General features: G+C 35.5%; 24 protein-coding genes and 3 tRNA genes. 13 read left to right on the top strand and 14 right to left on the bottom strand.

The window, feature by feature from the left end; translation table 11 throughout:
• Nucleotides 1-15: 15 nt before the first annotated feature.
• Nucleotides 16-1,080, bottom strand: coding sequence for a serine hydrolase domain-containing protein (locus LNP19_RS08220; protein ID WP_230061453.1), 1,065 nt, complete (start codon nucleotides 1,078-1,080; stop codon nucleotides 16-18).
• Nucleotides 1,081-1,303: 223 nt separating this feature from the next.
• On the opposite strand from LNP19_RS08220, the gene LNP19_RS08225 reads away from it, so the two are divergent.
• From LNP19_RS08225 to LNP19_RS08235, 3 genes are read left to right on the top strand one after another with little or no spacing between them, the layout of a single operon-like run.
• Nucleotides 1,304-1,747 carry a lipocalin family protein gene (locus LNP19_RS08225; protein ID WP_230061454.1) on the top strand — a complete coding sequence of 148 codons (444 nt, stop codon included), beginning with the start codon at nucleotides 1,304-1,306 and terminating at the stop codon, nucleotides 1,745-1,747.
• Nucleotides 1,728-2,024: a DciA family protein gene (locus tag LNP19_RS08230; RefSeq protein ID WP_230061455.1), complete on the top strand. Its 297-nt coding sequence runs from the start codon at nucleotides 1,728-1,730 to the stop codon at nucleotides 2,022-2,024. The genes LNP19_RS08225 and LNP19_RS08230 overlap by 20 nt, the downstream gene beginning before the upstream one ends.
• A gap of 16 nt (nucleotides 2,025-2,040) precedes the next feature.
• A complete protein-coding gene (locus LNP19_RS08235; protein WP_230061456.1) occupies nucleotides 2,041-2,517 on the top strand; it encodes a hypothetical protein in 477 nt (158 codons plus the stop codon).
• Nucleotides 2,518-2,604: 87 nt separating this feature from the next.
• Here the strand turns inward: LNP19_RS08235 and LNP19_RS08240 are convergent, their stop codons facing one another.
• Nucleotides 2,605-3,024, bottom strand: a complete 420-nt coding sequence (locus LNP19_RS08240) for a nucleoside-diphosphate kinase (protein WP_072941331.1) — start codon at nucleotides 3,022-3,024, stop codon at nucleotides 2,605-2,607.
• Nucleotides 3,025-3,115: 91 nt separating this feature from the next.
• A complete protein-coding gene (gene bshC, locus LNP19_RS08245) occupies nucleotides 3,116-4,705 on the bottom strand; it encodes a bacillithiol biosynthesis cysteine-adding enzyme BshC (protein WP_230061457.1) in 1,590 nt (529 codons plus the stop codon).
• 205 nt (nucleotides 4,706-4,910) lie between these two features.
• On the opposite strand from bshC, the gene LNP19_RS08250 reads away from it, so the two are divergent.
• The 4 genes from LNP19_RS08250 (at nucleotide 4,911) to LNP19_RS08265 (ending at nucleotide 10,821) form a co-directional block, all read left to right on the top strand.
• Complete coding sequence (locus tag LNP19_RS08250; protein ID WP_230061458.1) at nucleotides 4,911-7,097, top strand: B12-binding domain-containing radical SAM protein; 2,187 nt, start codon at nucleotides 4,911-4,913, stop codon at nucleotides 7,095-7,097.
• A 103-nt stretch (nucleotides 7,098-7,200) separates the two neighbouring features.
• On the top strand, nucleotides 7,201-7,686 hold the full coding sequence (locus LNP19_RS08255) for an acyl-CoA carboxylase biotin carboxyl carrier protein subunit (protein WP_230061459.1): 486 nt from the start codon (nucleotides 7,201-7,203) through the stop codon (nucleotides 7,684-7,686).
• A gap of 147 nt (nucleotides 7,687-7,833) precedes the next feature.
• Nucleotides 7,834-9,276 carry an acetyl-CoA carboxylase biotin carboxylase subunit gene (accC, locus tag LNP19_RS08260; RefSeq protein ID WP_230061460.1) on the top strand — a complete coding sequence of 481 codons (1,443 nt, stop codon included), beginning with the start codon at nucleotides 7,834-7,836 and terminating at the stop codon, nucleotides 9,274-9,276.
• A gap of 3 nt (nucleotides 9,277-9,279) precedes the next feature.
• Nucleotides 9,280-10,821 carry an acyl-CoA carboxylase subunit beta gene (locus LNP19_RS08265; RefSeq protein WP_230061461.1) on the top strand — a complete coding sequence of 514 codons (1,542 nt, stop codon included), beginning with the start codon at nucleotides 9,280-9,282 and terminating at the stop codon, nucleotides 10,819-10,821.
• A 68-nt stretch (nucleotides 10,822-10,889) separates the two neighbouring features.
• On the opposite strand, the gene LNP19_RS08270 is transcribed toward LNP19_RS08265, so the two are convergent.
• The 5 genes from LNP19_RS08270 to LNP19_RS08290 all read right to left on the bottom strand — a co-directional run bounded on the left by LNP19_RS08270 (nucleotide 10,890) and on the right by LNP19_RS08290 (nucleotide 16,555).
• Nucleotides 10,890-11,792, bottom strand: coding sequence for an N-acetylmuramoyl-L-alanine amidase (locus LNP19_RS08270; protein ID WP_230061462.1), 903 nt, complete (start codon nucleotides 11,790-11,792; stop codon nucleotides 10,890-10,892).
• Between the two features lie 30 nt (nucleotides 11,793-11,822).
• Nucleotides 11,823-12,296: a hypothetical protein gene (locus tag LNP19_RS08275; protein WP_230061463.1), complete on the bottom strand. Its 474-nt coding sequence runs from the start codon at nucleotides 12,294-12,296 to the stop codon at nucleotides 11,823-11,825.
• 133 nt (nucleotides 12,297-12,429) lie between these two features.
• On the bottom strand, nucleotides 12,430-13,743 hold the full coding sequence (gene rimO / locus LNP19_RS08280; protein WP_230061464.1) for a 30S ribosomal protein S12 methylthiotransferase RimO: 1,314 nt from the start codon (nucleotides 13,741-13,743) through the stop codon (nucleotides 12,430-12,432).
• A 233-nt stretch (nucleotides 13,744-13,976) separates the two neighbouring features.
• Nucleotides 13,977-15,473, bottom strand: a complete 1,497-nt coding sequence (locus LNP19_RS08285; protein ID WP_230061465.1) for an OmpP1/FadL family transporter — start codon at nucleotides 15,471-15,473, stop codon at nucleotides 13,977-13,979.
• A gap of 50 nt (nucleotides 15,474-15,523) precedes the next feature.
• Nucleotides 15,524-16,555 (bottom strand): hypothetical protein, encoded by a 1,032-nt coding sequence (locus LNP19_RS08290; RefSeq protein ID WP_230061466.1) that lies wholly within the window; start codon nucleotides 16,553-16,555, stop codon nucleotides 15,524-15,526.
• Between the two features lie 101 nt (nucleotides 16,556-16,656).
• Here LNP19_RS08290 and proS point away from each other — a divergent pair, with 101 nt between their 5' ends.
• The 5 genes from proS (at nucleotide 16,657) to rpsT (ending at nucleotide 18,811) form a co-directional block, all read left to right on the top strand.
• The gene (proS, locus tag LNP19_RS08295) at nucleotides 16,657-18,135 is read left to right on the top strand and encodes a proline--tRNA ligase (protein WP_230061467.1); all 1,479 of its coding nucleotides are present in this window, start codon (nucleotides 16,657-16,659) and stop codon (nucleotides 18,133-18,135) included.
• Between the two features lie 78 nt (nucleotides 18,136-18,213).
• A tRNA-Glu gene (locus tag LNP19_RS08300) sits at nucleotides 18,214-18,285 on the top strand.
• Nucleotides 18,286-18,332: 47 nt separating this feature from the next.
• Nucleotides 18,333-18,404, top strand: a tRNA-Glu gene (locus LNP19_RS08305).
• Nucleotides 18,405-18,450: 46 nt separating this feature from the next.
• Nucleotides 18,451-18,522 (top strand) — tRNA-Glu (locus tag LNP19_RS08310).
• Between the two features lie 37 nt (nucleotides 18,523-18,559).
• Nucleotides 18,560-18,811, top strand: a complete 252-nt coding sequence (gene rpsT / locus LNP19_RS08315; protein WP_072941373.1) for a 30S ribosomal protein S20 — start codon at nucleotides 18,560-18,562, stop codon at nucleotides 18,809-18,811.
• A 121-nt stretch (nucleotides 18,812-18,932) separates the two neighbouring features.
• Here rpsT and LNP19_RS08320 read toward each other — a convergent pair whose 3' ends face one another.
• The 6 genes from LNP19_RS08320 to LNP19_RS08345 form a co-directional block, all read right to left on the bottom strand.
• Nucleotides 18,933-19,916, bottom strand: a complete 984-nt coding sequence (locus tag LNP19_RS08320; protein WP_428979051.1) for an ISAon1 family transposase — start codon at nucleotides 19,914-19,916, stop codon at nucleotides 18,933-18,935.
• Complete coding sequence (locus LNP19_RS08325; RefSeq protein ID WP_230061469.1) at nucleotides 19,909-20,229, bottom strand: ISAon1 family transposase N-terminal region protein; 321 nt, start codon at nucleotides 20,227-20,229, stop codon at nucleotides 19,909-19,911. Before LNP19_RS08325 ends, LNP19_RS08320 begins: the two co-directional genes overlap by 8 nt.
• Nucleotides 20,230-20,337: 108 nt before the next feature.
• The gene (locus tag LNP19_RS08330; protein ID WP_428979052.1) at nucleotides 20,338-21,321 is read right to left on the bottom strand and encodes an ISAon1 family transposase; all 984 of its coding nucleotides are present in this window, start codon (nucleotides 21,319-21,321) and stop codon (nucleotides 20,338-20,340) included.
• Entirely contained in the window at nucleotides 21,314-21,634 is a 321-nt protein-coding gene (locus tag LNP19_RS08335; RefSeq protein ID WP_230061469.1) for an ISAon1 family transposase N-terminal region protein, read from the bottom strand. The genes LNP19_RS08330 and LNP19_RS08335 overlap by 8 nt, the downstream gene beginning before the upstream one ends.
• Before the next feature lie 162 nt (nucleotides 21,635-21,796).
• A complete protein-coding gene (locus LNP19_RS08340; RefSeq protein ID WP_230061471.1) occupies nucleotides 21,797-22,207 on the bottom strand; it encodes a response regulator in 411 nt (136 codons plus the stop codon).
• A gap of 4 nt (nucleotides 22,208-22,211) precedes the next feature.
• Nucleotides 22,212-23,921, bottom strand: a complete 1,710-nt coding sequence (locus LNP19_RS08345) for a PAS domain-containing protein (protein WP_230061472.1) — start codon at nucleotides 23,919-23,921, stop codon at nucleotides 22,212-22,214.
• A 169-nt stretch (nucleotides 23,922-24,090) separates the two neighbouring features.
• On the opposite strand from LNP19_RS08345, the gene typA reads away from it, so the two are divergent.
• The gene (typA, locus tag LNP19_RS08350) at nucleotides 24,091-25,887 is read left to right on the top strand and encodes a translational GTPase TypA (RefSeq protein WP_230061473.1); all 1,797 of its coding nucleotides are present in this window, start codon (nucleotides 24,091-24,093) and stop codon (nucleotides 25,885-25,887) included.
• Nucleotides 25,888-25,897: the final 10 nt, after the last annotated feature.

Below are 25,897 nucleotides of genomic sequence, written 5' to 3' on the forward strand. Positions count from 1 at the left end.
TCGAATGTGTTTTTTTTATTGATATAGAGCACTTATTTTTTGCCATAATATCTCATCAAAGTCTGATAAAGCTAGGTTTGAATTGTCTGCTGCATTTCCCATCCTGATAATTACCATATTCTTGCTGGGAACAACATATATTTTTTGATCGTTTTTTCCTAAAGCCATAAACATATCATTTGGCGCAGTGGGAATTATACTTCCCAAAAATTGCAATTGCGATTGAGGCAATTGGTAGCTATTTTTCCCGTTGATCCACCATAAATAACCATATCCTTGATTTATATTTTGTGAAGTTGTTGTAGCGGTATTACAATAGTTTTCATTTAGAATAATATTGTTATTCCATTTTCCTTTATTGAGAATTAGTAAACCAAAACGCGCCATGCTTCTTGTTGTACTTGTGTATACAGAGTTATTATCAACTGTAATCCAGTTGCCGTTCATTCCTATTTTGTCCCTTAATTTAGTGTTGAAGTAAGTAGGCCAAGTTTGATTTGTAGCTCGGGCAATGACATCCTGCAATTTGACATAAACATTGTGATACGCCCATCGGGTTCCGGCATCTGCTTTATAGGTCAGGCAATCCGCCGTGACACAATATCCATTGTCTAGGTCTTCCAGTCCGGAAGTCATAGTGAGCAAGTGTTTAGCAGTAATCAGGTTTTCTTTGTTTAAGGCTAAGCCTGTCCAGTTATTTCCTAGATAGGTTGAGACCTTGGTGTCTAGATTTATAAATCCTTCCTGTTCTGCAATTCCGGTTAGGGTTGCTGTCAAGGTTTTTCCGGCGCTGGCCCAATACCAATTTGTAGTAGCAGTATGGCCATTGAAATAATTTTCCATAACAATTCGTCCATTGACCAAAATCATAAAGGATTTGGTGTTTTTTATTTGCAAATAGTCTAAAAGCGGTTGAACGGCCGATTGTTTCCAGTTCAAGTCTGCAATTGATTTTTTTTCCCAGTTTGTTCCTGTAAGGGGAGGGAAATAAGTATCTGCAGTGGGGGTTGGAATTTTTGTTTCGGAATTGCAACTAGCAAATAAAAGCAAGATCAGAAGGGTGTAGATTATTTTTGGCATGCTTTGATTTTTATTTTTTCTTTGGATTAAAAATAGCTAAAATAGTTTAATGTGTTTTGCTATTTTTGTTTTCTTTGAATTTATTAAGCTTAACTTTGTCGCATATAGAAAAAGAGATTTTATTGATCCAATTCCTAGCCCTGATGGAAGCGGCATCCCGCACTTTTTTTAGTGCAGATACAGCGTACAGCAGGAAAAAGCTCCTAATAAGTAAACGATTTTTATGAAAAATATATTCCAAATTTTAGTGTTTTCTTTGTTTTTTGTTGGCTGTCAGCCAAAGGTTCAGCCTGCGGATATTGCTAAAATAAATGGCTATTGGGAGATAGAGAAAGTAGCTCTGGCAGATGGGGAAGACAAGGATTATAAGATCAATGAAAGTTATGATTTTTTTGAAATTGGAAAAAATGACAAGGGAATTCGTAAGAAAGTGATGCCGCAGTTAGACGGAACATTTTTAGTTAATGATACTTATGAGCAGCTTAAAGTCCGATTTGAGAAAGACAAAGCATTCTTGGATTATAAGACTGATTATGCCAAGTGGAGTGAGGAAATAATAACGCTTACGGACAAGGAATTAGTGTTGAAAAACACTGAAAATACTAGATATCATTACAAAAAAGCAGGACCAATAAATTTAAATGACGATGGCAAAAAGACTGAATAATCAAAGTACGATAGGGGATGTGTTAAAGCAAATTATCCAGACGAATAAGTTGCAAGCGGGAATGGATCAAATGGATGTGAAAGAGGCTTGGAAAAACCTGATGGGAAACGGCGTTAACAGTTATACTAATAATGTAGTTCTAAAAGGAGGTACTTTGTATGTTGAGTTGACTTCTTCAGTTTTGAGAGAAGAATTGAGTCATGGTAAATCTAAAATTGTAGCAATGATTAATGAAGAATTGCGTAGGGATGTTGTTACTAGTGTTGTTTTGAGATAATAATTTTAGTTTTTTAATGATGCGAAATATTAGAAGCAAATTTAAAATATTACCTTTTTTTACAGCTATTGGATTAATATTTTTTGGCTTCTTTTTGTTTTATATTTGCTTGGTTTCTCCTGTAGCGACTATTGTGTTGCCAGTTTTGTTTTTATTATTTGTTGCTTATTTTTGGCTGACGGAATTTAGAACTAGAGCTCATAAAATAAGTGTAAATACTGATTTTATTTCTGTTTGTAAGCTCTTTGGTTTAGGAAGGTCTGAAGTTTATGATTTTAAAAAATTAGATGGTTTTGAAATTTCAATTCAGTCTGGTAAATCAGGAAGTTTTGAGTTTTTATTTGTTTTAAAAAATGGAAAAAGAGTCGCTTGTATTTCGAATTTTTATCATTCTAATTATGGTGAATTAAAAAAAATCCTACTAGAAAACTTATCTTATTTTGGAGTAAAAAAGTACAGTTTTAAAGAAGAATACAGTCAAATGCTTAAATAAAAATGCCGTTTCAAAATTTTGAAACGGCATTTTTATTTGGATGATTTTTAAATCGTAGTTCAAAAATCGCTAATCTTTAATCGAAAATTAAAATTGCTCTCTTCCTGCAAAATGGAAAGCACCTTCGATGGCTGCATTTTCATCGCTGTCAGAACCGTGAACTGCATTTTCTCCGATAGAAGTTGCGTATGCTTTACGGATTGTTCCTTCAGCAGCTTCAGCTGGATTTGTAGCACCAATTAAAGTTCTGAAATCTTCAACAGCGTTATCTTTTTCTAAAATAGCGGCAACGATAGGTCCTCTTGACATGAATTCAACTAATTCTCCGTAGAAAGGTCTTGCAGCGTGAACAGCATAAAATGCTTGTGCATCAGCAACAGTAAGTTGAGTTAATTTTAAAGAAACGATTTTGAAACCTGCGTTAGTAATCATAGCAAGTATGTTTCCGATGTGTCCGTTAGCAACAGCATCCGGCTTAATCATTGTAAATGTTCTATTTGTAGCCATTTCGATTTTTGTGTTTTTTAAATTTGATGCAAAAATAGTTTATTTTGTTTAATAATGTTGTAATTTTCGCATTATAGTAAATCAAATTCGATTATAATGTAATGATTTCGAAACTTTGATCCAAAGCTTGTAAACGGCTGAAGAGTTTCGGAATTAGATTTTCTCCATTTTCCAAATAAAATTCAGAAAAATTAGCCTGACGTTCTTGCAAACTTTTATTCGGGAATAATTCGTTCTGCAGGTTGGTTATGCGTTCCAGTTCGTCGTTAAATTTTCGTTTTTGAGCTTTTAATAAACGTTTTTCTAAATTTTCTAATCCCTTTATTTGCTTAGCTTCTTGCGCTTTTACGGCTCCTGAAAAAGATTGATCCGTTTTTTTTGCGATGGAATGCAGATAATGAAATTGGTTTTTTAGAAAGTCTTTTTGGATACTTAAATCAATTGGGAAATCCGAGAAATCTATAGTTTTTTTATTAACTAATTCAGCTTGTTTAGAAAATAGATCAGTCCAGCTTAGGCCTAATTTAGTAGCTTTTTTTTCTTGTTTTTCGGTAGTTAAAAGCGCTGAATTTCGAACTAAAAGCATCGGAAAAGTAATTTTTACCGCATCAAAGAAAGATTTTAATTCAAGCCAATAGGCAATTTCTCCGCCTCCGCCAATGTAACATAAGTTGGGTAAAATCACTTCCTGGTACAACGGACGCATAATCACGTTAGGACTGAATTTCTCAGGATTACTATCAAGTAGTTCTAGGATTTCATTTTCTGAAAACTCAATTTTGGTATGGTTTACTTTGTATTTCTCATTTTCGAAAATAATGCGTTCGCGCAAATTATTTTCGATATAGAACAAATTAATTTCGCGCGGGTTCACCTGAATGGAGTACTCTTTTAACTGTTCAATCGTTTTTGATACTTTTTTATGGGAAGTTTGCTGCAGTAATTCTTCCTTCATAAAAGGAATAAAGTTGCGTTTCAATTCTGAATGGTCGGCATCAAGGATGACTAAACCGTAGTTTCCAAAAAGGGCATTTGCTAAATGGCGTGTAGCGTCGGCAAGATTATTATGATTTAAATAGGCTTCCTGAAACAGTTTTTGGATTGCAATTGCGTTAGTACTAGTTCCTAATTCCTGAGTATATATTTCAAGGAATTCTTCTAAACCTTCGGTTGACAAACGACCTACAGGACCGCTACTTATTTTGTTCCATCTGAATTTTTTTCCTTTGAAATTAAAATGATTTATTTCTTCAAAATCATGGTCTTCGGTCGCCATCCAATAAATAGGCACAAAATTGTAAGCCGGGTATTTAGCTTTTAAATCTTTTGTAAGATTAATAGTAGATATGATTTTGTATAAAAAATACAAAGGACCAGTAAAGAGGTTCAATTGATGTCCTGTAGTTACTGTAAAAGTATTGTTTACCTTTAAAGCTTCAATATTTTGTAGAGTCAAATGAGAAGTTTCAATTTTAGCATACTGTTTTTGCAATACAGAAACTAAAGCGGAGCGATGGTTATGGTTGAAATTACTTTGTTTCTCAATAATTTGATTTTCAAAGTTTTCAATTGAAGGGAATCTATTGTAAAGTTCCTTTAAATTGTTTTTTTGATTTAAATAATCATTCATCAAAGGAGAGAAATATCCTGAATTTTGATAGCTGATACAGTCGGTAGGCATAATTTACTATTTTATGTAAATGTAATAAAAAGTAAAGTTACGATTTTTGGTTTATGAAAGCTTTGTGAAATGTGGAGTTTGCTGTTCTTATTCTAATGTAACTTTCGTTTTTAAGCTAAAAATTTTAGTAGATTGTTTTTTTGACTTTTTTTTCTAAAGCTTATTTTAATAATTATCCCTTATTTTTGCACAAAACAAATTTCCTTTGAAAACGAAACTTTTTCTCATCACGCCACCTTTTACGCAACTGAATACGCCCTATCCCGCAACGGCTTATATTAAGGGTTTTCTAAATACTAAAGGCATCGAATCTGTTCAGGCAGATTTAGGGATTGAAGTGATTTTGAAATTGTTTTCAAAAGAAGGATTGTCTGATTTGTTCCAATCGAATAAAGAGCAGCCTATAACGGATAATTGCAAACGTATTTTTGCACTGCAAGAGGAATATATTAAAACCATCAATTCAGTAATTGCTTTTTTGCAGGGGAAGAATCCCACATTGGCGCTTCAAATTTGTCAGGAAGATTATTTGCCAGAGGCTTCTCGTTTCGCTCAATTGGAAGAACTCGATTGGGCTTTTGGAACGATGGGAACTCAGGATAAAGCGAAACATTTGGCTACTTTGTATCTGGAAGATATCTCTGATTTTATTGTCGAATGCGTTGACGCTAACTTTGGTTTTAGTCGCTATGCCGAACGGTTGGGACGCAGTGCCAATTCATTTGACGAATTGTACGAAGCTTTGCAACAAGAACCGACTTATATCGATAATCTACTGTTTTCTATTTTAAAAGCAAGAATTGAAACAATCCAACCCACATTATTTTTAATTTCGGTGCCTTTTCCCGGTAATTTATATTCGGCTTTTCGATCAGCACAATGGGTGAAAGAACATTTTCCTGAAATTAAAATCTCGATGGGTGGTGGTTTTGCTAATACCGAATTGCGCTCGCTTTCGGATGCCCGTGTCTTTGAGTTTTTCGATTTCATCACTTTGGATGATGGAGAAATGCCAATTGAAGAATTAATCTCCAATATTGAAAATACAGATTACAATTCCTATAAAAGAACGTTTCTTTTAGAAAATGGAAAAGTAGTTTACAAAAATAATTCAACAAAACCAGATTATAAACAATCCCAAGTGGGAACGCCTGATTATTCGGATTTGCTGTTGGATAAATACATTTCGGTAATCGAAATCGTGAATCCCATGCATCGAATGTGGAGTGATGGGAGATGGAATAAACTCACCATGGCACATGGTTGTTATTGGGGAAAATGTACCTTTTGCGATATTTCTTTGGATTATATAAAAGTCTACGAACCCGTTGCCGCCAGTTTATTGTGTGATCGAATGGAAGAAATGATCGCGCAAACAGGCGAAAATGGTTTTCATTATGTAGATGAAGCAGCACCGCCGGCTCTGATGCGCGCTTTGGCGCTTGAGATTTTGAGAAGGAAATTATCGGTGACCTGGTGGACGAACATTCGATTCGAAAAAAGCTTTTCTAAAGATTTATGTTTGCTGTTGAAAGCTTCGGGATGTATTGCCGTTTCCGGCGGTCTCGAAGTCGCTTCGGATCGGTTATTAAAGTTGATTGACAAAGGAGTAACAGTGGAACAAGTGGCCAAAGTGACCCGAAATTTTACCGAAGCAGGTGTGATGGTTCATGCTTATTTAATGTATGGCTATCCCACACAAACGGTTCAGGAAACGGTGGATAGTCTCGAAATGGTGCGTCAGTTGTTTGAAGCAGGAGTGCTGCAATCCGGATTTTGGCATCAGTTTGCTATGACAGCCCACAGTCCAGTAGGAATGTATCCGGAGAAATTCGGCGTAGTGAAAGAAAACGAAACGATTGGAACCTTTGCTAACAACGACATTAATTATATTGATAATACAGGAATTGATCACGATAAATTCAGTTTTGGACTCAAAAAATCATTGTTCAATTTCATGCACGGAATCTGTTTTGATTACGAATTGCAGGATTGGTTTGATTTTAAAATACCGAAATCCAAAATAACAGCTGATTTTATTTTCAACGCCTTAGAAGCAGCCGAAGATTTTACCATTAAGCCTACTGCTAAAATTGTTTGGCTGGGAGGAAAGCCTTCAGTTGAATATTATACCAAATCAAAAAAAGGAAACTCCTGGGAAATGATAACGCTGACTTTTCACGACAAAAAAGAAAGTTTTTCCATTCAAACCAATAAAAATGAAGGGGAGTGGCTGATAGAAATCCTAGAAAAAATAGCTGTTTCGAACATTAAAATCTATTCTTTTCAGGAAGTAAAAACTGATTTTGAAACTCATTTGGAAGATTTTGAATTGTTTTGGTATTCAAAACCAATTACTACATTAAGGGATTTTGGACTATTAGTATTGTAATTTTATTTTTTTAAGCAACCCTATTTTTTAGTATAAATCCACCAATTTTCTATTACGAAAACGTTTTCTTTTACTTATTTTTACGGTCATTAAAAAATCACAGATGAGTAGTACCTATAAAGTAAATGTAAATGACTCCTTTCAATTCGATTTTGATAAGGAACAAGTTTCACAACTCGATGCCGTTAGTATAGAAACGAACAAGTTTCATATATTAAACCATAACACTCCTTTTAAAGCAGAGATTGTATCTGCTAATTTCAATCAAAAAAGCTATACTGTAAAGGTCAATAACAATACTTATACCGTAGCTATTGCTGATGCGCTTGATGTTCTTATCAAAAAAATGGGCTTTGAAGTTGGAGCGACTAAACAAGTCAATGCAATCAAGGCACCAATGCCTGGATTAATCTTAGAGATTAGCGTATCAGTAGGTCAACCGGTCAAAGAAAATGACAGTTTGTTAATCCTTGAAGCTATGAAAATGGAGAATAGTTTTCTGTCACCTCGCGATGGAATCATAAAATTGATTTCTGTAAGTAAAGGTGATGCCGTTGATAAAGGACAGTTATTGATTGAGTTGGAATAGCGGACGAAATAGAAGATGTAAGAAACAAGAATAAATAAACAAGAATAAATAAACAAGAAGAAAGAAACAAGAAGAAAGAAAATCGTTAGAGGTGTTTTATTTTTACATCTGCAGCGAAGCGGCCTTTCCTCTTTTATCTATTGAAATATGAAAAAAATATTAGTTGCCAATAGGGGAGAAATTGCCATTAGAGTAATGAAAACGGCCCGGAAAATGGGTATAAAAACGGTTGCTGTTTATTCTACAATAGATAGAAATGCGCCCCATGTGAAATTTGCCGATGAAGCCGTATGGATTGGAGAGTCTCCATCAAATCAGTCGTATTTATTGGGAGATAAAATTATAGAAGTGGGTAAGTCCTTAGCTGTAGACGCCATTCATCCAGGATATGGTTTCTTGAGTGAAAACGCTGAATTTGCTGAAAAAGCAGAACAAAATAATATCATCTTCATTGGTCCAAAATCGAAAGCCATTCATATAATGGGAAGTAAGTTAGCTGCCAAAGAAGCCGTGAAAGCCTATAATATCCCTATGGTTCCAGGCGTGGATGAAGCTATTACGGATATCGAAAAAGCAAAAGTAGTGGCTAGTGAAATAGGCTTTCCTATTTTGATCAAAGCTTCAGCCGGTGGCGGTGGAAAAGGGATGCGTGTGGTAGAGAACGCTGGAGAATTTGAATCCCAAATGAATCGTGCAATCAGTGAGGCTTTAAATGCTTTTGGTGACGGTTCTGTTTTTATCGAAAAATACGTTGCTTCACCGCGACATATCGAAATCCAAATCATGGCCGATAGTCATGGAAATATTTTGTATTTATTCGAAAGAGAATGTAGTATTCAACGCCGCCATCAAAAAGTGGTCGAAGAAGCGCCTTCTGCGGTGTTAACTCCGGAATTGCGAAAAAAAATGGGAGAAGCCGCCGTTTTGGTAGCTAAATCTTGTGATTATTTGGGAGCGGGAACGGTGGAATTTTTATTGGATGAAAACAATAATTTTTACTTTCTTGAAATGAATACCCGTTTGCAGGTAGAACATCCGGTAACCGAATTAATTACGGGTACTGATTTGGTTGAAATGCAAATTAAAGTTGCTCGCGGTGAAGCTTTAACCATCAAACAGGAAGATTTAAAAATAAAAGGACATGCTTTAGAATTGCGGGTTTATGCCGAAGATCCAATAAATGATTTTTTGCCAAGTGTAGGTCATTTGGATATATACCAATTACCGGTGGGTGAAGGAATACGTGTGGATAACGGATTTGAACAAGGCATGGACATTCCGATTTATTATGATCCAATGTTAGCCAAGTTGATTACCTATGGTGAAACCAGAGCGGAAGCCATTCAAATTATGTTGAAAGCCATAGAGGGGTATCGGGTAGAAGGCGTACAAACAACCTTGCCTTTTGGAAAATTTGTGTGCGAGCATGAAGCTTTTCGTTCCGGGAATTTTGACACGCATTTTGTGAAAAAATATTATAGTGCGGATTTGTTGAAAAACCAATTGGAAAAGGAAGCCGAAATTGCTGCTATGATAGCTTTGAAGCAATATTTTGAAGATCAAAAAATCGTACGATTACCAAATCAATAAATTATGGAGTCTAAAATAAAAGAGTTAAATGATAAAATTGCCAAAGCTCATTTGGGTGGTGGTAAAAATAGAATCGAAAAACAACACCAAAAGAAGAAACTCACCGCAAGAGAGCGCGTGAATTATTTGATGGATGAAGGTTCTTTTGAAGAAATTGGAATGCTGGTTACACACCGTACTACTGATTTCGGAATGGAGAAAGAAATGTATTATGGTGATGGTGTCATTACGGGATACGGAACTATTAACGGTCGATTAGTCTATGTTTTTGCGCAGGATTTTACCGTTTTTGGTGGAGCTTTGTCAGAGACTCATGCCGAAAAGATTTGCAAGGTGATGGATATGGCGGTCAAAATGGGAGCGCCCATGATAGGACTGAACGATTCTGGAGGTGCACGTATTCAGGAAGGCGTTCGATCTTTAGGCGGTTATGCCGATATTTTCTATAGAAATGTACAGGCAAGTGGTGTTATTCCTCAAATATCCGCTATTATGGGGCCTTGTGCCGGCGGAGCGGTATATTCGCCAGCTATGACTGACTTTACAATGATGGTCGAAGACACCAGTTATATGTTTGTTACTGGCCCCAATGTAGTCAAAACGGTGACGAACGAAACTGTAACTTCGGAAGAACTAGGGGGAGCAAGTACGCATTCTACTAAATCAGGAGTGGCACATTGTACTTCGGTTAATGATGTAGAATGTCTTGAGGATGTAAAACGATTGTTGAGTTATTTGCCACAAAGCAATAAGGAAATGGCTCAAAAGTTACCTTATGAACTCAATGATGAGGTTAGGGAGCAGCTTGCAACAATTATCCCGGATAATCCTAACAAGCCTTATGATATGCATAATGTGATTGCTGGGATTATAGATGCAGATTCTTTTTTTGAAATTCATAAAAGTTTTGCCGAAAATATAATTGTAGGTTTTGCCAGATTAGGAGGAAGAAGCATTGGTATTGTAGCAAATCAGCCTTTATATCTGGCTGGAGTTTTGGATGTGAACAGTTCGATAAAAGCAGCTCGATTTACCCGTTTTTGCGATGCTTTTAATATTCCTTTGTTAGTATTGGTAGATGTCCCAGGATTTTTGCCAGGAACCGACCAAGAGTGGAATGGCATTATCATGCATGGAGCTAAATTATTGTATGCTTTGAGTGAAGCAACTGTACCTAGAGTAACCGTGATTACACGTAAAGCTTATGGTGGGGCTTATGATGTAATGAATTCGAAACACATTGGTGCCGATATGAATTTTGCTTGGCCAACGGCCGAAATTGCTGTTATGGGAGCCAAAGGAGCTTCGGAAATTATATTCAAGAAAGAGATCAATGAGGCTGCAGATCCAGCAGCTAAACTATTGGAAAAAGAAAAAGAATATGCCGATTTGTTTGCTAATCCGTATACCGCAGCGCAACGTGGTTTTGTAGATGAGGTAATTTTGCCACAAGATACACGCCGAAAATTGATCAAAGCCTTTAGCATGCTTGAAAATAAAGTGAGTGTGACGCCAAATCGCAAACACGGAAATATTCCTTTGTAGATTTTTAAAATTAATACTAAAAAAACCAGCTGATAAGGCTGGTTTTTTTTATAGTTCGTAAAATTAGATTATGATTTCGTGCTGATATCATAAATGGTATTTCTGGTTTTTTCATCCACTACGGCATTGATTTCATTTGGCATATAATGGCGTTTGAAAGCGATTATCGTTGCTGAAAGATTCTTAGTGTCGTAACCTATAATTCGTAATCCTTGTTCAATATTAAAATTTTCTGGCGCAACTGGCAGTGGGTCGCTAGGCCAAAGACCGAAACCATTTTCGGCCAAGGTTTTCCAAGGAAATAAAGCACTTGGATCCTGTTTTCTCGTAGGAGCAATATCAGAGTGACCAATGATATTTTGCGCTGGAATATTATAATCTTTTTTTAACTTACTCAATAAGGATATTAAAGTAGTGATTTGAGCTTCAGAAAAAGGTTCGACTCCATTATTGTCTAATTCAATCCCAATAGAGGAGGAATTGATGTCGGTATTTTTTCCCCAAGAACCGTTCCCTGCATGCCAAGCGCGTAAGTAATCATTGAGCATTTGCACTACACTGCCATCATCAGCAATGACATAGTGAGCACTTACCTGTGTTCTTGTTAAGGTAAATGTTTTTATAGTTTGCTGTATCGAATCTTGAGCAGTATGATGAATGATAACAAAATTTGGTTTTCTTAAGTTAAAATTCACCGTGCTGATCCATTCCGTATGAATACCGTTTTGCAAAGCCGTAGGTCCTGTTTTTGAAAGAGTGTCTTTAAAGGTATACAATTGTTTAGTGTACACACTGTCTATAGTTATAACAGTTTTAGTGACAATCGGTAATGGTTCCGGTTCTTTGTTTGATAATATTTCCTTAAAGGTTTTGAGTTTGGTATCATATTCTTTCTCGGTGGCTTTATGTGGATTTGTAGCGCAGGAAGTAATTAGAATAACAAGAATCAAGTAACAAAGTTTATTTCTCATATTTTAAGTTGCCTTTTCTTTCAAAAATAATTATTTCTTCTTTTTTGATTTTTTCGGATTTTTACTGTCTTCTTTGAAAGCTTTATATTTTGCTTTTTGTTCCTCGCTTAAAAAGACATTCATTTTTCGATCCGTACTTTCAGAAAGAGCTTCAAATTCTTTCATAAGTTCCTCCTGACTGCTTTTTGATTTTAATAAAGCAGTTTGTGTTTTTATGCTTTCTGTTAAAACATTCGAAACAGCTATTTCCTGTAAGGCGTCAAGGTTCAATTCCGGTTTTAGCTGTTCCATTATTTTACTGACAGTTACTTCGACCGGGATTTCTTTAGGTGCAGATTGCTCTCTGGTTTGGTTCATTTGATTCATACCCATTCCTCCATTTCTGCCGTAACCGTTATTGCCATAGCCGTTACCATATCCATTACCATAGCCGTATTGTGCCGTAACCGTAGTTGCGGATAACAGTAGTAATGCTAAAACGAACAATGTTTGTGTTGTTTTCATATGTAGGTTTTTTTTATTTTTCTAAAGTTGACATGTAATTTGTCTAACCGTTATTGGTAATTGCAGCCAATTTAAAGTTATGTTTATTTCATGTTCAATTTTTTAAAAGTATATAAAAATAGGGATTAAAAATTTAAACTGGCTCTCCGTACAAGTCAAATTCTGTTGCCTCAATAATTTTTATCATGGCAAAATCACCTGTTTTTAGATAATGTTTTGAAGCATCTATCAAAACTTCATTATCTACATCAGGACTATCAAATTCTGTTCTTCCCACAAAATGACCGCCTTCTTTTCTGTCTATAATACATTTGAAAACTTGTCCTACTTTTTCTTGGTTCAAATCCCATGAAATTTGCGATTGTAATTCCATGATTTCATTAGCACGTTCTTGTTTTACATGATCCGGAACATCATCTTCTAATAAATAAGCATGTGTGTTTTCTTCGTGTGAATAGGCAAAACAACCCATTCTGTCAAACTTCATTTCTTGAACAAAATCTTTCAAAATATTAAAATCTTCCTGAGTTTCTCCCGGATAACCTACTATTAAAGTAGTACGAATTGCCATTCCAGGAACAGCCGCACGGAATTCTTTTAGTAATTTGGTTGTTTTTTCTTGGGTTGTTCCGCGTCGCATTGATTTCAGGATAGAATCCGAAATGTGTTGCAACGGAATATCAATATAATTACAAATCTTAGGTTCGCGTTTCATAATCTCCAAAACGTCCATTGGGAAACCGGTAGGGAAGGCATAGTGTAAACGAATCCATTCAATTCCTTCTACTTTAACCAAAGCTTCTAATAATTCACTAAGATTGCGTTTTTTGTAAATGTCAAGACCGTAATAAGTTAAATCTTGTGCGATTAAAATCAATTCTTTTACACCATCTTTGGCTAATCCTTCAGCTTCTTTAACCAGTTTTTCGATGGTTTGAGAAACGTGTTTTCCTCTCATTAACGGAATAGCGCAAAAACTGCAAGGTCTGTCACAACCTTCGGCGATTTTTAAATACGCATAATTTTTTGGAGTCGTTGTTAAACGTTCTCCAAGTAATTCGTGCTTGTAATCAGCACCCAAAGCTTTCAGTAATTGAGGTAACTCGGTGGTTCCAAAAAACTGATCTACATTTGGTATTTCTTTTTCTAAATCAGGTCTGTATCTTTCGGATAGACATCCGGTTACAAAAACTTTGTCAACCAGTCCTTTTTCTTTTTTATCGGCATATTCTAATATCATGTTTACTGATTCAGCCTTGGCATTATCAATAAATCCGCAGGTATTGATGACAATAATGTTTCCCTCGGTTTCGGCTGGTGCTTCATGTTCCACTTCTTTTCCGCTGGCACGAAGTTGCCCCATTAGTACTTCGCTATCGTATATGTTTTTAGAACACCCAAGAGTGATCACATTGATTTTATTCTTTTTTAAAGACTTGGTTCTCATAGATTTGTAAATTGGAGTGCAAAATTACGCTTTTTTATTCAAACTGTCCCGATAACCATCGGGATTGTTTCGGTTTCTTTTAGCTGTTTTTTCTGGAGCTAATCCTGCTGTTCGCTGTATCTTTACTTGCCCAAAAGAGGCAAGTAAAGGATGCCGCTACCATCAGGGCTAAAAAAAAACCGCTTCAATTTGATGAAACGGATTTTTGATTTTAGTCTTGTTTCTACTTGGATTTATAACTCAAAAAGTAAAGTCAAAGCGACGTTGTTGTTGATGCTATTGATTTTGGCACTATCGGTCAACCCTTGTGAGAAAAACGCTTGTTGCGAATCTCTTTTTGCGTAAGCGTAAGATAAATCTAGTTTTGTTGAACCAAAGTTATAGCCTAAACCAGCTGAATATCCATTCAAATCTCCCATTGTAGCAGTGTTTTTGTATGGACTTTGTTCGTAACGGTATCCTGCTCTAAGACTTAGTTTTTCGATTTTATATTCTGCGCCTATTCTTAATTCGCCTGTATTGTCAAGAACGTTGCTCATATAAGCGTTTGTTCCGGTGAATTCATTTTTAGGTTTGAATTGAGTGTTGCTATAATCTTTTATGGCGTAATCAACACTTATTAATCCTGATTTTCCAAAAACGTAGGCTAAACTTCCGGTAAGTTTGCTAGGTGTTTGTAATTTGTAAGGAGCATAAACATTAGTGATTTGAGGATTTACAACATCGTTGGTGTCTGGACCGTTAGTTTTGCTGCTCACGGCACTTAAATATTGAGTGAATTCATCATTAAGGTTATACCAGGTTGATGATTCGTAGGCTAATCCTAAGCGTAGTTCATTAGTCACTTTTGCAATAGCGCCCAGCTGGAATGAAAATCCAGTTCCATAAGTGTATAGTTCATTCTCAAAGCGTAACCTAGATACGGTGTATTCGTTTGTTAGAGGTGCATCATTGTCTTCGTAAAAGCTGCTGAATTGTCTGAAATCAGTAAAATGGGAATTCAGGTTAATCCCGATATAAAGTTTGTCTTTATAGGATGTAGCTGCATTAAAGGATAGTTTTCCGTTGTATCCTTGTGAAGTGATCTCGTTTTCTTGGTAATAATTGCCGCCAGCGGGAACATTTGAGTTGTATAGGGTGTTGTCATCGGTTGGACTTACAGGATTGATAACGAAAGCTTGGTATCCTAAATAAGCTTGTTGAGCTGCAAAATCAAGTCTGCTGTAACTTGTGTTTTCGAAGTCGCCAAAAGGAATACCGTTTGCATAGCTTAAAAAATAATTATCTACTGAGTTGTTCGGGTTTGTTCCTGCAGAAAAGAAAGAATTGTTGAAATTATTTGTGTTTTCGTAATTTAAGGCTAAGGAGAATTTTTTCCAATTGCTGTTAGGGTTATTGTTTTTAAAAACAAATACACCACCAGCTTGATTTAAATCAAAGGAGTTGTCTTTTTCGCTTGTTTTGGTGCCAAAATAATTGGAATTATTTTTAGTATTTAAACTACTTATGGTAAATGCCGCTTGGTTATTTGAAAAAACAGCAGATCCTGCTGGATTGATGTTTAAAGAGGATAAGTCTCCTCCAAGGGCGCCAAAAGCACCACTCATAGCTTGAAAACGTGCTGTTCCGTTTAGGTTATTTTGAGCATAGCGTAAAGCATCCGTAATTTCTTGGGATTGGGCTGTGCTAAAAGTGAAACCTGCGAATAATAGAAATAGATATTTTTTCATCTTATGTTCGAATAAAGTTTTTATTGTAATCTAAAGAGCGTTGGGAGTGTCTACATTCCACCTCTTCTTCCGCCTCCGCCTGAGCTTCTTCCGGCTCCACCACCTGAATTGTAAGATGGCGTTGATCTGGAAGGTGTGTAGTTGTTGTTTCTGGAATTATCTGAACTTTGGGTTCTGGTTGGAGTGTAATTATCGTTTCTTGAGTTGTTCGAACTAGGGGTGTATCTTCTTGTAGGGGTATTGTTTTCGCCTCTAGATTCGTTTGTGTAATTTCTTGTTCTCGAAGGGGTTGTGTAAGAATTGTTTTGAGAAGGGTTTCTTCCCGAAAAATTAGAGTTTGTTCTCGAGGTGTTACGAAAATTAGATGTTCTGTTAGGGGCTGTGTAATTAGAGTTTCTATCAGTGCTTATTCTATTTTGCGAATAATTTCTAGAGCTATAATTTCTGTTTCCACTCACTGTATTGTTGTAAGAAGTTCCTCTTCGGCCAGAGCTGTACGAGTAATTACGGTTATTGTAGTAGTGTCCGTAGTTGTAATAATTATGACCATAGTATGGGTAATTCCATCCATAATAACTTGGGTAGCCCCATCCGTAGTAAGGATAATTCCATCCAAAATTAGAATAGCCATAATAATAAGGAGAATAGCCCCAGTTGTAATTAGAGTATCCCCATCCGTAATAAGGATATCCCATTCCGAAGCCTAGCGATAGGTTCCAATTGTCAGGATAGATGTTAATTTGGGTTTTTGCATGGTTGTCTCCCCAGTCTGCATAATTATAATTCCCTTGTCTGCTGTTATTTGTAATACTGTCGTTATTGTTATAATTGTCGATATCAGTAAAAAAATCGTCTGATTCGCTGTCATTTTGCAAAGAGCTGAAATAATCTTTGTAATAGTTGTTATTGGAGTTGTCTTGCGGAACGCGCTCTACTGTTCTGGTTTCGGTGTATCCATAAATCCCGTCGCTGTCATAATAGGAACTATTTTGATAAGAGCCACAAGAAGTCATCAAGATGCTGAAAAACACAATTAATGGATAGAGTAAAGTTTTTTTGGTGAAAAAAATATTAGTTTTCATATCTATAAGATTTTTTATTGTTGCACATTACAAAAATAGTTAGTTTTGTGGAACTATTTAGTAAAAAATAATAGCGCAAAATTTGTGCCAAACTATTCAATATGAGTAAGAACCTTACTACAAGATCAGAAGATTATTCAAAATGGTATAACGAGTTAGTTGTTAAAGCTGATTTAGCCGAAAATTCAGGTGTTAGAGGCTGTATGGTTATTAAACCCTACGGTTATGCTATTTGGGAAAAAATGCAAGCAGAGTTGGATCGAATGTTTAAAGAGACTGGGCATCAAAATGCTTATTTTCCTTTATTTGTTCCTAAAAGTATGTTTGAAGCAGAAGAGAAAAATGCAGAAGGATTTGCTAAGGAATGTGCTATCGTGACGCATTATAGATTAAAAAATGATCCCGATAAGCCAGGGAAGTTAATGGTGGATCCTAATGCAAAACTAGAAGAAGAGCTAATTGTTCGGCCAACGAGTGAAGCTATTATTTGGTCTACTTATAAAGGATGGGTTCAATCGTATAGAGATTTGCCTTTATTGATTAATCAATGGGCTAATGTGGTTCGTTGGGAAATGAGAACACGATTGTTCTTGCGTACTGCTGAGTTTTTATGGCAGGAAGGGCATACGGCGCATGCTACAAGAAGTGAGGCTATTGAAGAATCAGAGAAAATGATGAATGTGTATGCTGATTTTGCACAGAATTTCATGGCTATTCCGGTAATAAAAGGATTAAAGACCGAAACGGAACGTTTTGCTGGAGCTGAAGAAACTTATTGTATAGAAGCATTGATGCAAGACGGGAAAGCATTGCAGGCCGGTACTTCGCACTTTTTAGGTCAAAATTTTGCAAAAGCTTTTGATGTGAAATTTGCCAATGCCGAAGGGAAACAAGAATATGTTTGGGGAACTTCATGGGGAGTTTCGACTCGATTGATGGGGGCTTTAGTGATGACGCATTCAGATGATCAAGGTTTAGTGTTGCCGCCAAGTTTAGCTCCAATACAAGTGGTAGTGGTTCCTATTTATAAAACAGATGAGCAATTAGCAGAAATTACTGCTGAAGTAGAAATTTTGATTTCTGAATTGAAAAAGTTAGGTGTTTCAGTTAAATATGATGATAGAACAACGCAGAAACCTGGTTTTAAATTTGCCGAATGGGAATTAAAAGGTGTTCCTGTGCGAATTGCTGTAGGTCCAAAAGATCTTGAAAATGGAACTTTTGAAGTGGCAAGAAGAGATACTTTGACAAAAGAAGTGAAATCTAAAGACGGAATTTCGGCTTATATAAGTGATTTGTTAGCGCAAATTCAAAAAGATTTATTTGATAAGGCTTTAGATTATAGAAATACACATATTACGGAAGTAAATAATTTTGAAGAATTTAAGACTGTTTTAGAAGAAAAAGGGGGCTTTGTGTCAGCACATTGGGATGGTACTCCAGAGACTGAAGAAAAGATTAAAGATTTAACGAAGGCTACTATTAGATGTATACCTTTGGATAGGGTAGAAGAGCTGGGAAGCTGTGTGTTTACAGGGAGTCCTTCTGTTGGGAGGGTGTTGTTTGCTAAGGCTTATTAAAAAAAAGAATATTTTTTTTGCTTAGCTATTGTAGAACTCAAAAATAGTTGTATTTTTGCATCCGCAATACAGAAGCACGGTCCGTTCGTCTATCGGTTAGGACGCCAGGTTTTCATCCTGGTAAGGGGGGTTCGATTCCCCCACGGACTACAATTTTGTTTTGTATTATGGTTTTCCTGAACTTTAAATAGGATAATGGTCCGTTCGTCTATCGGTTAGGACGCCAGGTTTTCATCCTGGTAAGGGGGGTTCGATTCCCCCACGGACTACAATTTTAGCTAATATTTTTGATTAGCAACAAACTAGGAGAATAAGGGTCCGTTCGTCTAGGGGTTAGGACGCTAGGATTTCATCCTAGTAACAGGGGTTCGATTCCCTTACGGACTACAAAAAAAAAGAATAGTAAAGATAAAAATATAATAAAATGGCAAATCATAAGTCAGCTCTAAAGAGAATCAGAAGTAACGAAAAGAGAAGAGTATTAAATAGATACCAACATAAAACTACTCGTAATGCTATTAAAGCATTAAGAATAGCTACTGATAAAGTTGATGCTACGTCTAAGTTGTCAAATGTTATCTCTATGATTGATAAATTAGCTAAAAAGAATATTATTCATGATAATAAAGCTTCTAATTTAAAATCTAAGTTAACTAAATTTGTTGCTAAATTGTAATTTACATTTTATACAATATAAGATAAAGCTCCTTTATAAGGGGCTTTTTTTGTGGTTTTAAGTGATAAAGGTTGTTTTGGATCATGCGCAAAAGTTGGGATCATGCGCAAAAGTTGGGGGATTAGGCAAAAAGATTAGATAATCTGAACAAGAAGAAATCTATTTTCCTTACTCCTCTAAACTGACTTCTAAAGGCTTTTATTTTTGCATTGAAAGATTCAGCAGAAGCATTGGTCCTTCTATTATCAAAGTAGTTTAAGATTGACCGGTAATTGAAAGTTATAGTATTGAGTAGAATATTGAAGTTTTTAAAACCAGATTCCTCTACATTCCTATACCAATGTGCTAGTTTAGTCATCGCAATGTGCTTGTCATTGTTGCTATTGTAGATACCTCGAAGTTGTTGGCTTAGATAATAGGCTGTTTTTATATCTGGATATAGTCCAAATAATAATTGAGCTCTTTCATTTTGATTCTCAGTCCATTTTTCGCGAGATTTATAAAGTGCATATCGACTCCTGGCTAATAGCTGTTTTACAGAGTCACCGTTAGCTAAGAGCTCCGGAATATAGGTTTGATTCTCTCTTTTGGCTTGCAATATCAATTGATTCTCAAAATCCATAGCCTCCCATCGATGTTTAATCCTAATCTCTTGTAAGGCTTCCAGTGCCAGTTTTTGGACATGAAATCTATCTGTTACCTGTGTGGCTTTAGGGAAACATCTTTTAGAGATCAATTTCATAGAATTAGCCATGTCAAGTGTTATTTCTTTGACACAGCTTCTCTTCTTGTAATCAATCTTTCTGATATGTTCTATGACTTTATCTGCCTTTGTTCCAGCAACAATGGCAACTAAGGAACCTTTTTTACCTTTGAACTTCTTGTTGGTTACAATAGTGTAAAGTTCACCCTGAGACAAAGCTACTTCGTCAATTGATAAATGGGTGCCCATATTTTCAGGGTAAACAATCCATTGATGTGCATGTTCTCGTGGAGCCCAAGCATTAAAGGAACTCAGGTGTTTTTTATATTGTCGTTGGAGTTTCTTTCCGTTGACTCCGAAGAAACCACCAATGGTGTGACAATCAGTAGCACTCTTATCTATTAATTTCTTTTAAAAAAGCCGCAAACTCTTGAGTCATGCGGGTTCCTTTAGCAACTAAATTCCAATCTCTTTTAAGAATTTCGCCTGTTGTCTTATTTGTCCAGCGACGTCTTTTTATATGTAGATATACATATTTACCTCTGAGAGGGAAATCCTGAATGGTTATCTCATCCTGAAAGCCCTTTGATACTAGTTCCAGTGTATCAAATTCTTTTGGAGGCTTGGCATTCTCTTCAAAATATAGGTGTACTATTTCTTCTGTGTTAGTAGAAGAAACCACTTCAAAGTGATCTACTAAAAAGTCAGGTAACATGAATTTTAAAAGGTCTATTGGGGGCATCTCTCATTCTTAAGATTGCAAATCTCTCAATTTATTTTGACATTTCCCCCCAGGTTTTGGGATTGATCCAAAAGTTGGGGATTAGGCAAAAAGATTAGATAATCTGAACAAGAAGAAATCTATTTTCCTTACTCCTCTAAACTGACTTCTAAAGGCTTTTATTTTTGCATTGAAAGATTCAGCAGAAGCATTGGTACTTCTATTATCAAAGTAGTTTAAGATTGACCGGTAATTGAAAGTTATAGTATTGAGTAGAATATTGAAGTTTTTAAAACCAGATTCCTCTACATTCCTATACCAATGTGCTAGTTTAGTCATCGCAATGTGCTTGTTATTGTTGCTATTGTAGATACCTCGAAGTTGTTGGCTTAGATAATAGGCTGTTTTTATATCTGGATATAGTCCAAATAATAATTGAGCTCTTTCATTTTGATTCTCAGTCCATTTTTCGCGAGATTTATAAAGTGCATATCGACTCCTGGCTAATAGCTGTTTTACAGAGTCACCGTTAGCTAAGAGCTCCGGAATATAGGTTTGATTCTCTCTTTTGGCTTGCAATATCAATTGATTCTCAAAATCCATGGCCTCCCATCGATGTTTAATCCTAATCTCTTGTAAGGCTTCCAGTGCCAGTTTTTGGACATGAAATCTATCTGTTACCTGTGTGGCTTTAGGGAAACATCTTTTAGAGATCAATTTCATAGAATTAGCCATGTCAAGTGTTATTTCTTTGACACAGCTTCTCCTCTTGTAATCAATCTTTCTGATATGTTCTATGACTTTATCTGCCTTTGTTCCAGCAACAATGGCAACTAAGGAACCTTTTTTACCTTTGAATTTCTTGTTGGTTACAATAGTGTAAAGTTCACCCTGAGACAAAGCTACTTCGTCAATTGATAAATGGGTGCCCATATTTTCAGGGTAAACAATCCATTGATGTGCATGTTCTCGTGGAGCCCAAGCATTAAAGGAACTCAGGTGTTTTTTATATTGCCGTTGGAGTTTCTTTCCGTTGACTCCGAAGAAACCACCAATGGTGTGACAATCAGTAGCACTCTTATCTATTAATTTCTTTTAAAAAAGCCGCAAACTCTTGAGTCATGCGGGTTCCTTTAGCAACTAAATTCCAATCTCTTTTAAGAATTTCGCCTGTTGTCTTATTTGTCCAGCGACGTCTTTTTATATGTAGATATACATATTTACCTCTGAGAGGGAAATCCTGAATGGTTATCTCATCCTGAAAGCCCTTTGATACTAGTTCCAGTGTATCAAATTCTTTTGGAGGCTTGGCATTCTCTTCAAAATATAGGTGTACTATTTCTTCTGTGTTAGTAGAAGAAACCACTTCAAAGTGATCTACTAAAAAGTCAGGTAACATGAATTTTAAAAGGTCTATTGGGGGCATCTCTCATTCTTAAGATTGCAAATCTCTCAATTTATTTTGACATTCCCCCCCAGGTTTTGGGATTGATCCGTTGTTTGTATATTTCTCAATCCTCTAATTGGGATCTAAGATCTTTAAATAGATCAGAATTAAAAGTTAGTCTTCTTGGTTGATTTTATTAGTTAGATAATCAAGCATAGTTAGGTTGATGGGCTTTGGTAAGAAGTCGATAACCATGTGGTATTTTTTTGCTTTCTCTAAGTCTTCGGGGTCTATTGTGGAGGAAAGGACAACTACTTTGGTGGTGTTGTAGTCAGAGTAGTTAGAGCTGCTAAAGCGGTCTAAAAATTCCCATCCGCCCATTACGGGCATGTTTAAATCTAAAAAGATAAATTGAGGAAGGTTTTTTGTTTCATTGTTTTGCTTGAGTGAATCAAAGTATTGAAGTGCTTCCTCTCCATTTTTGGCAGTGATTATTTCACGGGAAAAAGATGTCTTGGCAATAGTTTTTTTGCATAACATGAGAGTTATAGGGTCGTCATCGACACATAAAATTAAATCTAACATTGTCTTAGTTTTTAAATGTTAAGGTAAATGTGGTTCCTTTGTTAACTTCGCTTTTAATCTCAATTGTTCCTCCCATTGCTTCAACTTGTGATTTTACAAGGTATAAGCCAAGTCCTTTGCTGTCTGGATAGTTGTGGAATCTTTGATAGAGTCCAAATATTTTGTCTTTGTTTCTTTCTAGGTCGATTCCAATTCCGTTGTCTTTAAATGTTAGAATAACTGAATTGTTAATTTGAATGGCTGAAATTGTTATTTGTAGTGTTCTGTCTTCTGATCTGTATTTAATAGAGTTGGTTAAAAGATTTAATAAGATGCTTTCTATGTATGATTTATTTACGTTTAAAACGGATACTTCTCCAAAATTTAATTTTAAATTAGGTTTGTAAAGATTGATTTGAAATGTCAGTTGGTTGAAAATGTTTTTAAATACTTCTTTCAGTGTTACTGCTTCTTTTTGAATCGAAGTGTTGTCTTTTATTACCATGACTTTTGTTAAGTCATTGATAGTTTCGTTTAGTTGTTGGGTTGATTTGTTGAAACCCTCCAGGATTTCTCTTAGTTCAGGATCATCTATTTTAATGTCCTCAATTAGGTTTAATAAACCTGTTAGGTTTGAGATGGGTGCTCTGAGGTTGTGTGATGTAATGTAAGAGAATTGTTTTAAATCTTTGTTGTTTTGGGTTAGTTCCTTTATGAGTTGTTCTTTTTCTTTTTCTTGTTTTTTCTCTTCACTGATATCTCTTTGTATTGATACCCAATGGGAGAGTTCGTTTTCTGAATTGTAGATTGGTATCATTGAAAAATGTAACCAAAATTCTTCTTTGTTTTTTCTGAAGCAAATAGTTTCGATTAGGCTTTCTTCCCTTTTGTTTATTGCGTTTATTATTTTTTTTATGTCTTCAAGAGGAGTATTTGGAGCTTTTAGGATGTCGGGAGATTTGCCAATAATGTCGTCGGATGTGTACCCGGTCATTACTGTAAAAGCAGGATTGATATAAATTATTTTGGGTAATTTACGGTTATTGAAGCCAGCTTCAGTAATGATAATAGCATCCTTGGTTTGTAAGATTACGGTTTCGAGTAATTTCAGTCGTAATTCTTCCTCTTTTTGTTTGGTTACATCTTGGAGAGATCCAATCATTCGGATGGCTTTACCGTTTTCATCTTTCAAAAGAAAACCTCTGTCTAAAACGTATTTGTAACTGTTGTCAGAACATTTGAAACGGTATTCGTCTTGCCAATTTTCTGTTTTTTGTTCAATAAAGGAATACAATTTAATTGACATTTTTATACTGTCCTCAGGATGGATGTTTCCAAACCACCAAGCAGAACTGTCGCCGACCTGATTTTCATCGTAACCAAAAATATTTTTTATTCCTTTATTCCAAAATAATTTGTCTTCAGGTATTTTCCAGTCCCAAATTGTGTCGCTTGTAGCTTTTGCAACAATGTCATATTTATCATTAGACTCTTTAATTTCGTTATTTGATTCCTTGAGTCTTTTAAAGATGGAATGGTTTCTGTGTTCGTTTTTTGATAGGATATATCTATAAGTTATCCCTGTTAGTATGACAAAAACAATGTCTTTTGAGAAGCTATAGATTCTAAAATTAGCAAAGGTAGCGTGTCTTAATGATAGTTTATGAAAAACAATAACTGCAAATAAGGCAGTTAGTAAGTATACTATAGTTATTTGATTGGACTTGTTTTTCATTACTCAAATGTAATTAATTATTGCGAATTAAAAAATATCCCCATCTACTTATTTTATAAGTTTATATTGTCAATTTAATGTATCTCATGGGTTATCAATATGGAAACTATTGAAGAAAGGTTTTTTGTATAAAAAAAAATTGTACATTTGCGCCCATTAAAAATCACAGATGGAATCTATTAGAAATATTGCAATTATTGCCCACGTCGATCACGGTAAAACAACTTTGGTTGATAAAATTATGTATCACTGTCAATTATTTCGTGACAACGAAAATACAGGTGACCTAATCCTTGATAACAACGATCTAGAGCGCGAAAGAGGTATTACCATTACTTCAAAGAATGTTTCTGTTCAGTATAAAGGAACAAAAATCAATATCATTGACACTCCTGGTCACGCCGATTTTGGTGGTGAGGTAGAACGTGTATTGAACATGGCCGATGGTGTATGTTTGCTAGTGGATGCTTTTGAAGGGCCAATGCCACAAACGCGTTTTGTATTGCAAAAAGCAATTGATTTAGGTCTTAAGCCATGTGTAGTTATCAATAAAGTTGATAAAGAAAACTGTACTCCGGAAGAAGTTCATGAAAAAGTTTTTGATTTAATGTTTGAATTAGGAGCTACCGAAGAACAATTGGATTTTCCAACTGTTTATGGTTCTGCTAAAAACAACTGGATGTCTGATCATTGGGAAAACCAAACAGAAAATATCGAGCCTTTATTAGACATGGTAATCAAAAATGTACCAGCTCCTAAAGTATCAGAAGGAACTCCACAAATGTTAATTACTTCATTAGATTTCTCGGCATTTACAGGTCGTATCGCCATAGGTCGTCTTGAAAGAGGCGTTTTAAATGAAGGAATGCCAATCTCATTAGTAAAAAGAGATGGTAGTATATCTAAATCTCGTATCAAAGAACTTCATACCTTTGAAGGACTTGGTCGTAAAAAAGTACAACAAGTTATTGCTGGAGATATATGTGCAATCATTGGAGTTGAAGGTTTTGAAATTGGTGATACTATTGCTGATTTTGAAAATCCGGAAGGTCTAAAAACGATTGATATCGACGAGCCTACTATGAGTATGTTGTTTACAATTAATGACTCTCCTTTCTTTGGTAAAGAGGGTAAATTTGTAACCTCTCGTCATATTAGAGAGCGTTTGACAAAAGAATTAGAGAAAAACTTAGCTATGAAGTTAGGTGAAACTGATTCTGCGGATAAGTTTATGGTTTTTGGTCGTGGTGTACTTCACTTATCGGTTCTTATTGAAACAATGAGAAGAGAAGGGTATGAGTTGCAAATCGGTCAGCCACAAGTTATCATCAAAGAAATTGATGGTAAAAAATGTGAGCCAATTGAAGAATTGACAATCGATTTACCAGAAACACTTTCAGGTAGAGCGGTAGAGTTTGTTACTATGCGTAAAGGTGAAATGTTAAGTATGGAAACTAAAGGAGAACGTATGATTGTAAAATTCAATATTCCATCTCGTGGAATTATTGGATTGCGTAATCAATTACTTACTGCAACAGCTGGTGAGGCTATTATGGCACACCGTTTTATTGGATATGAGCCTTACAAAGGAGAAATTGCTGGACGTAACAAAGGTTCATTAATTTCTATGGAAAAAGGAAAAGCAATTCCTTATTCTATCGATAAATTGCAAGATCGCGGTAAGTTTTTTGTTGAGCCAAATGCCGAAATTTACGAAGGTCAGGTAATTGGTGAAAACTCTCGTGGTGATGATATGTGTGTAAACGTAACTAAAGAGAAAAAGCAGTCTAACGTTCGTTCTTCTGGGAATGATGAAAAAGCGAGAATTATCCCTCCAATTATTTTCTCTTTAGAAGAAGCTTTAGAGTACATTCAAAAAGATGAGTATGTAGAGGTTACACCAAAATCTATTCGTTTGAGAAAAATTTATTTGACAGAAACTGATAGAAAAAGATTTAAAATCTAAATTTATTTAT

The sequence above is a fragment of the Flavobacterium acetivorans genome (assembly GCF_020911885.1).
Lineage (GTDB): Bacteria > Bacteroidota > Bacteroidia > Flavobacteriales > Flavobacteriaceae > Flavobacterium > Flavobacterium acetivorans.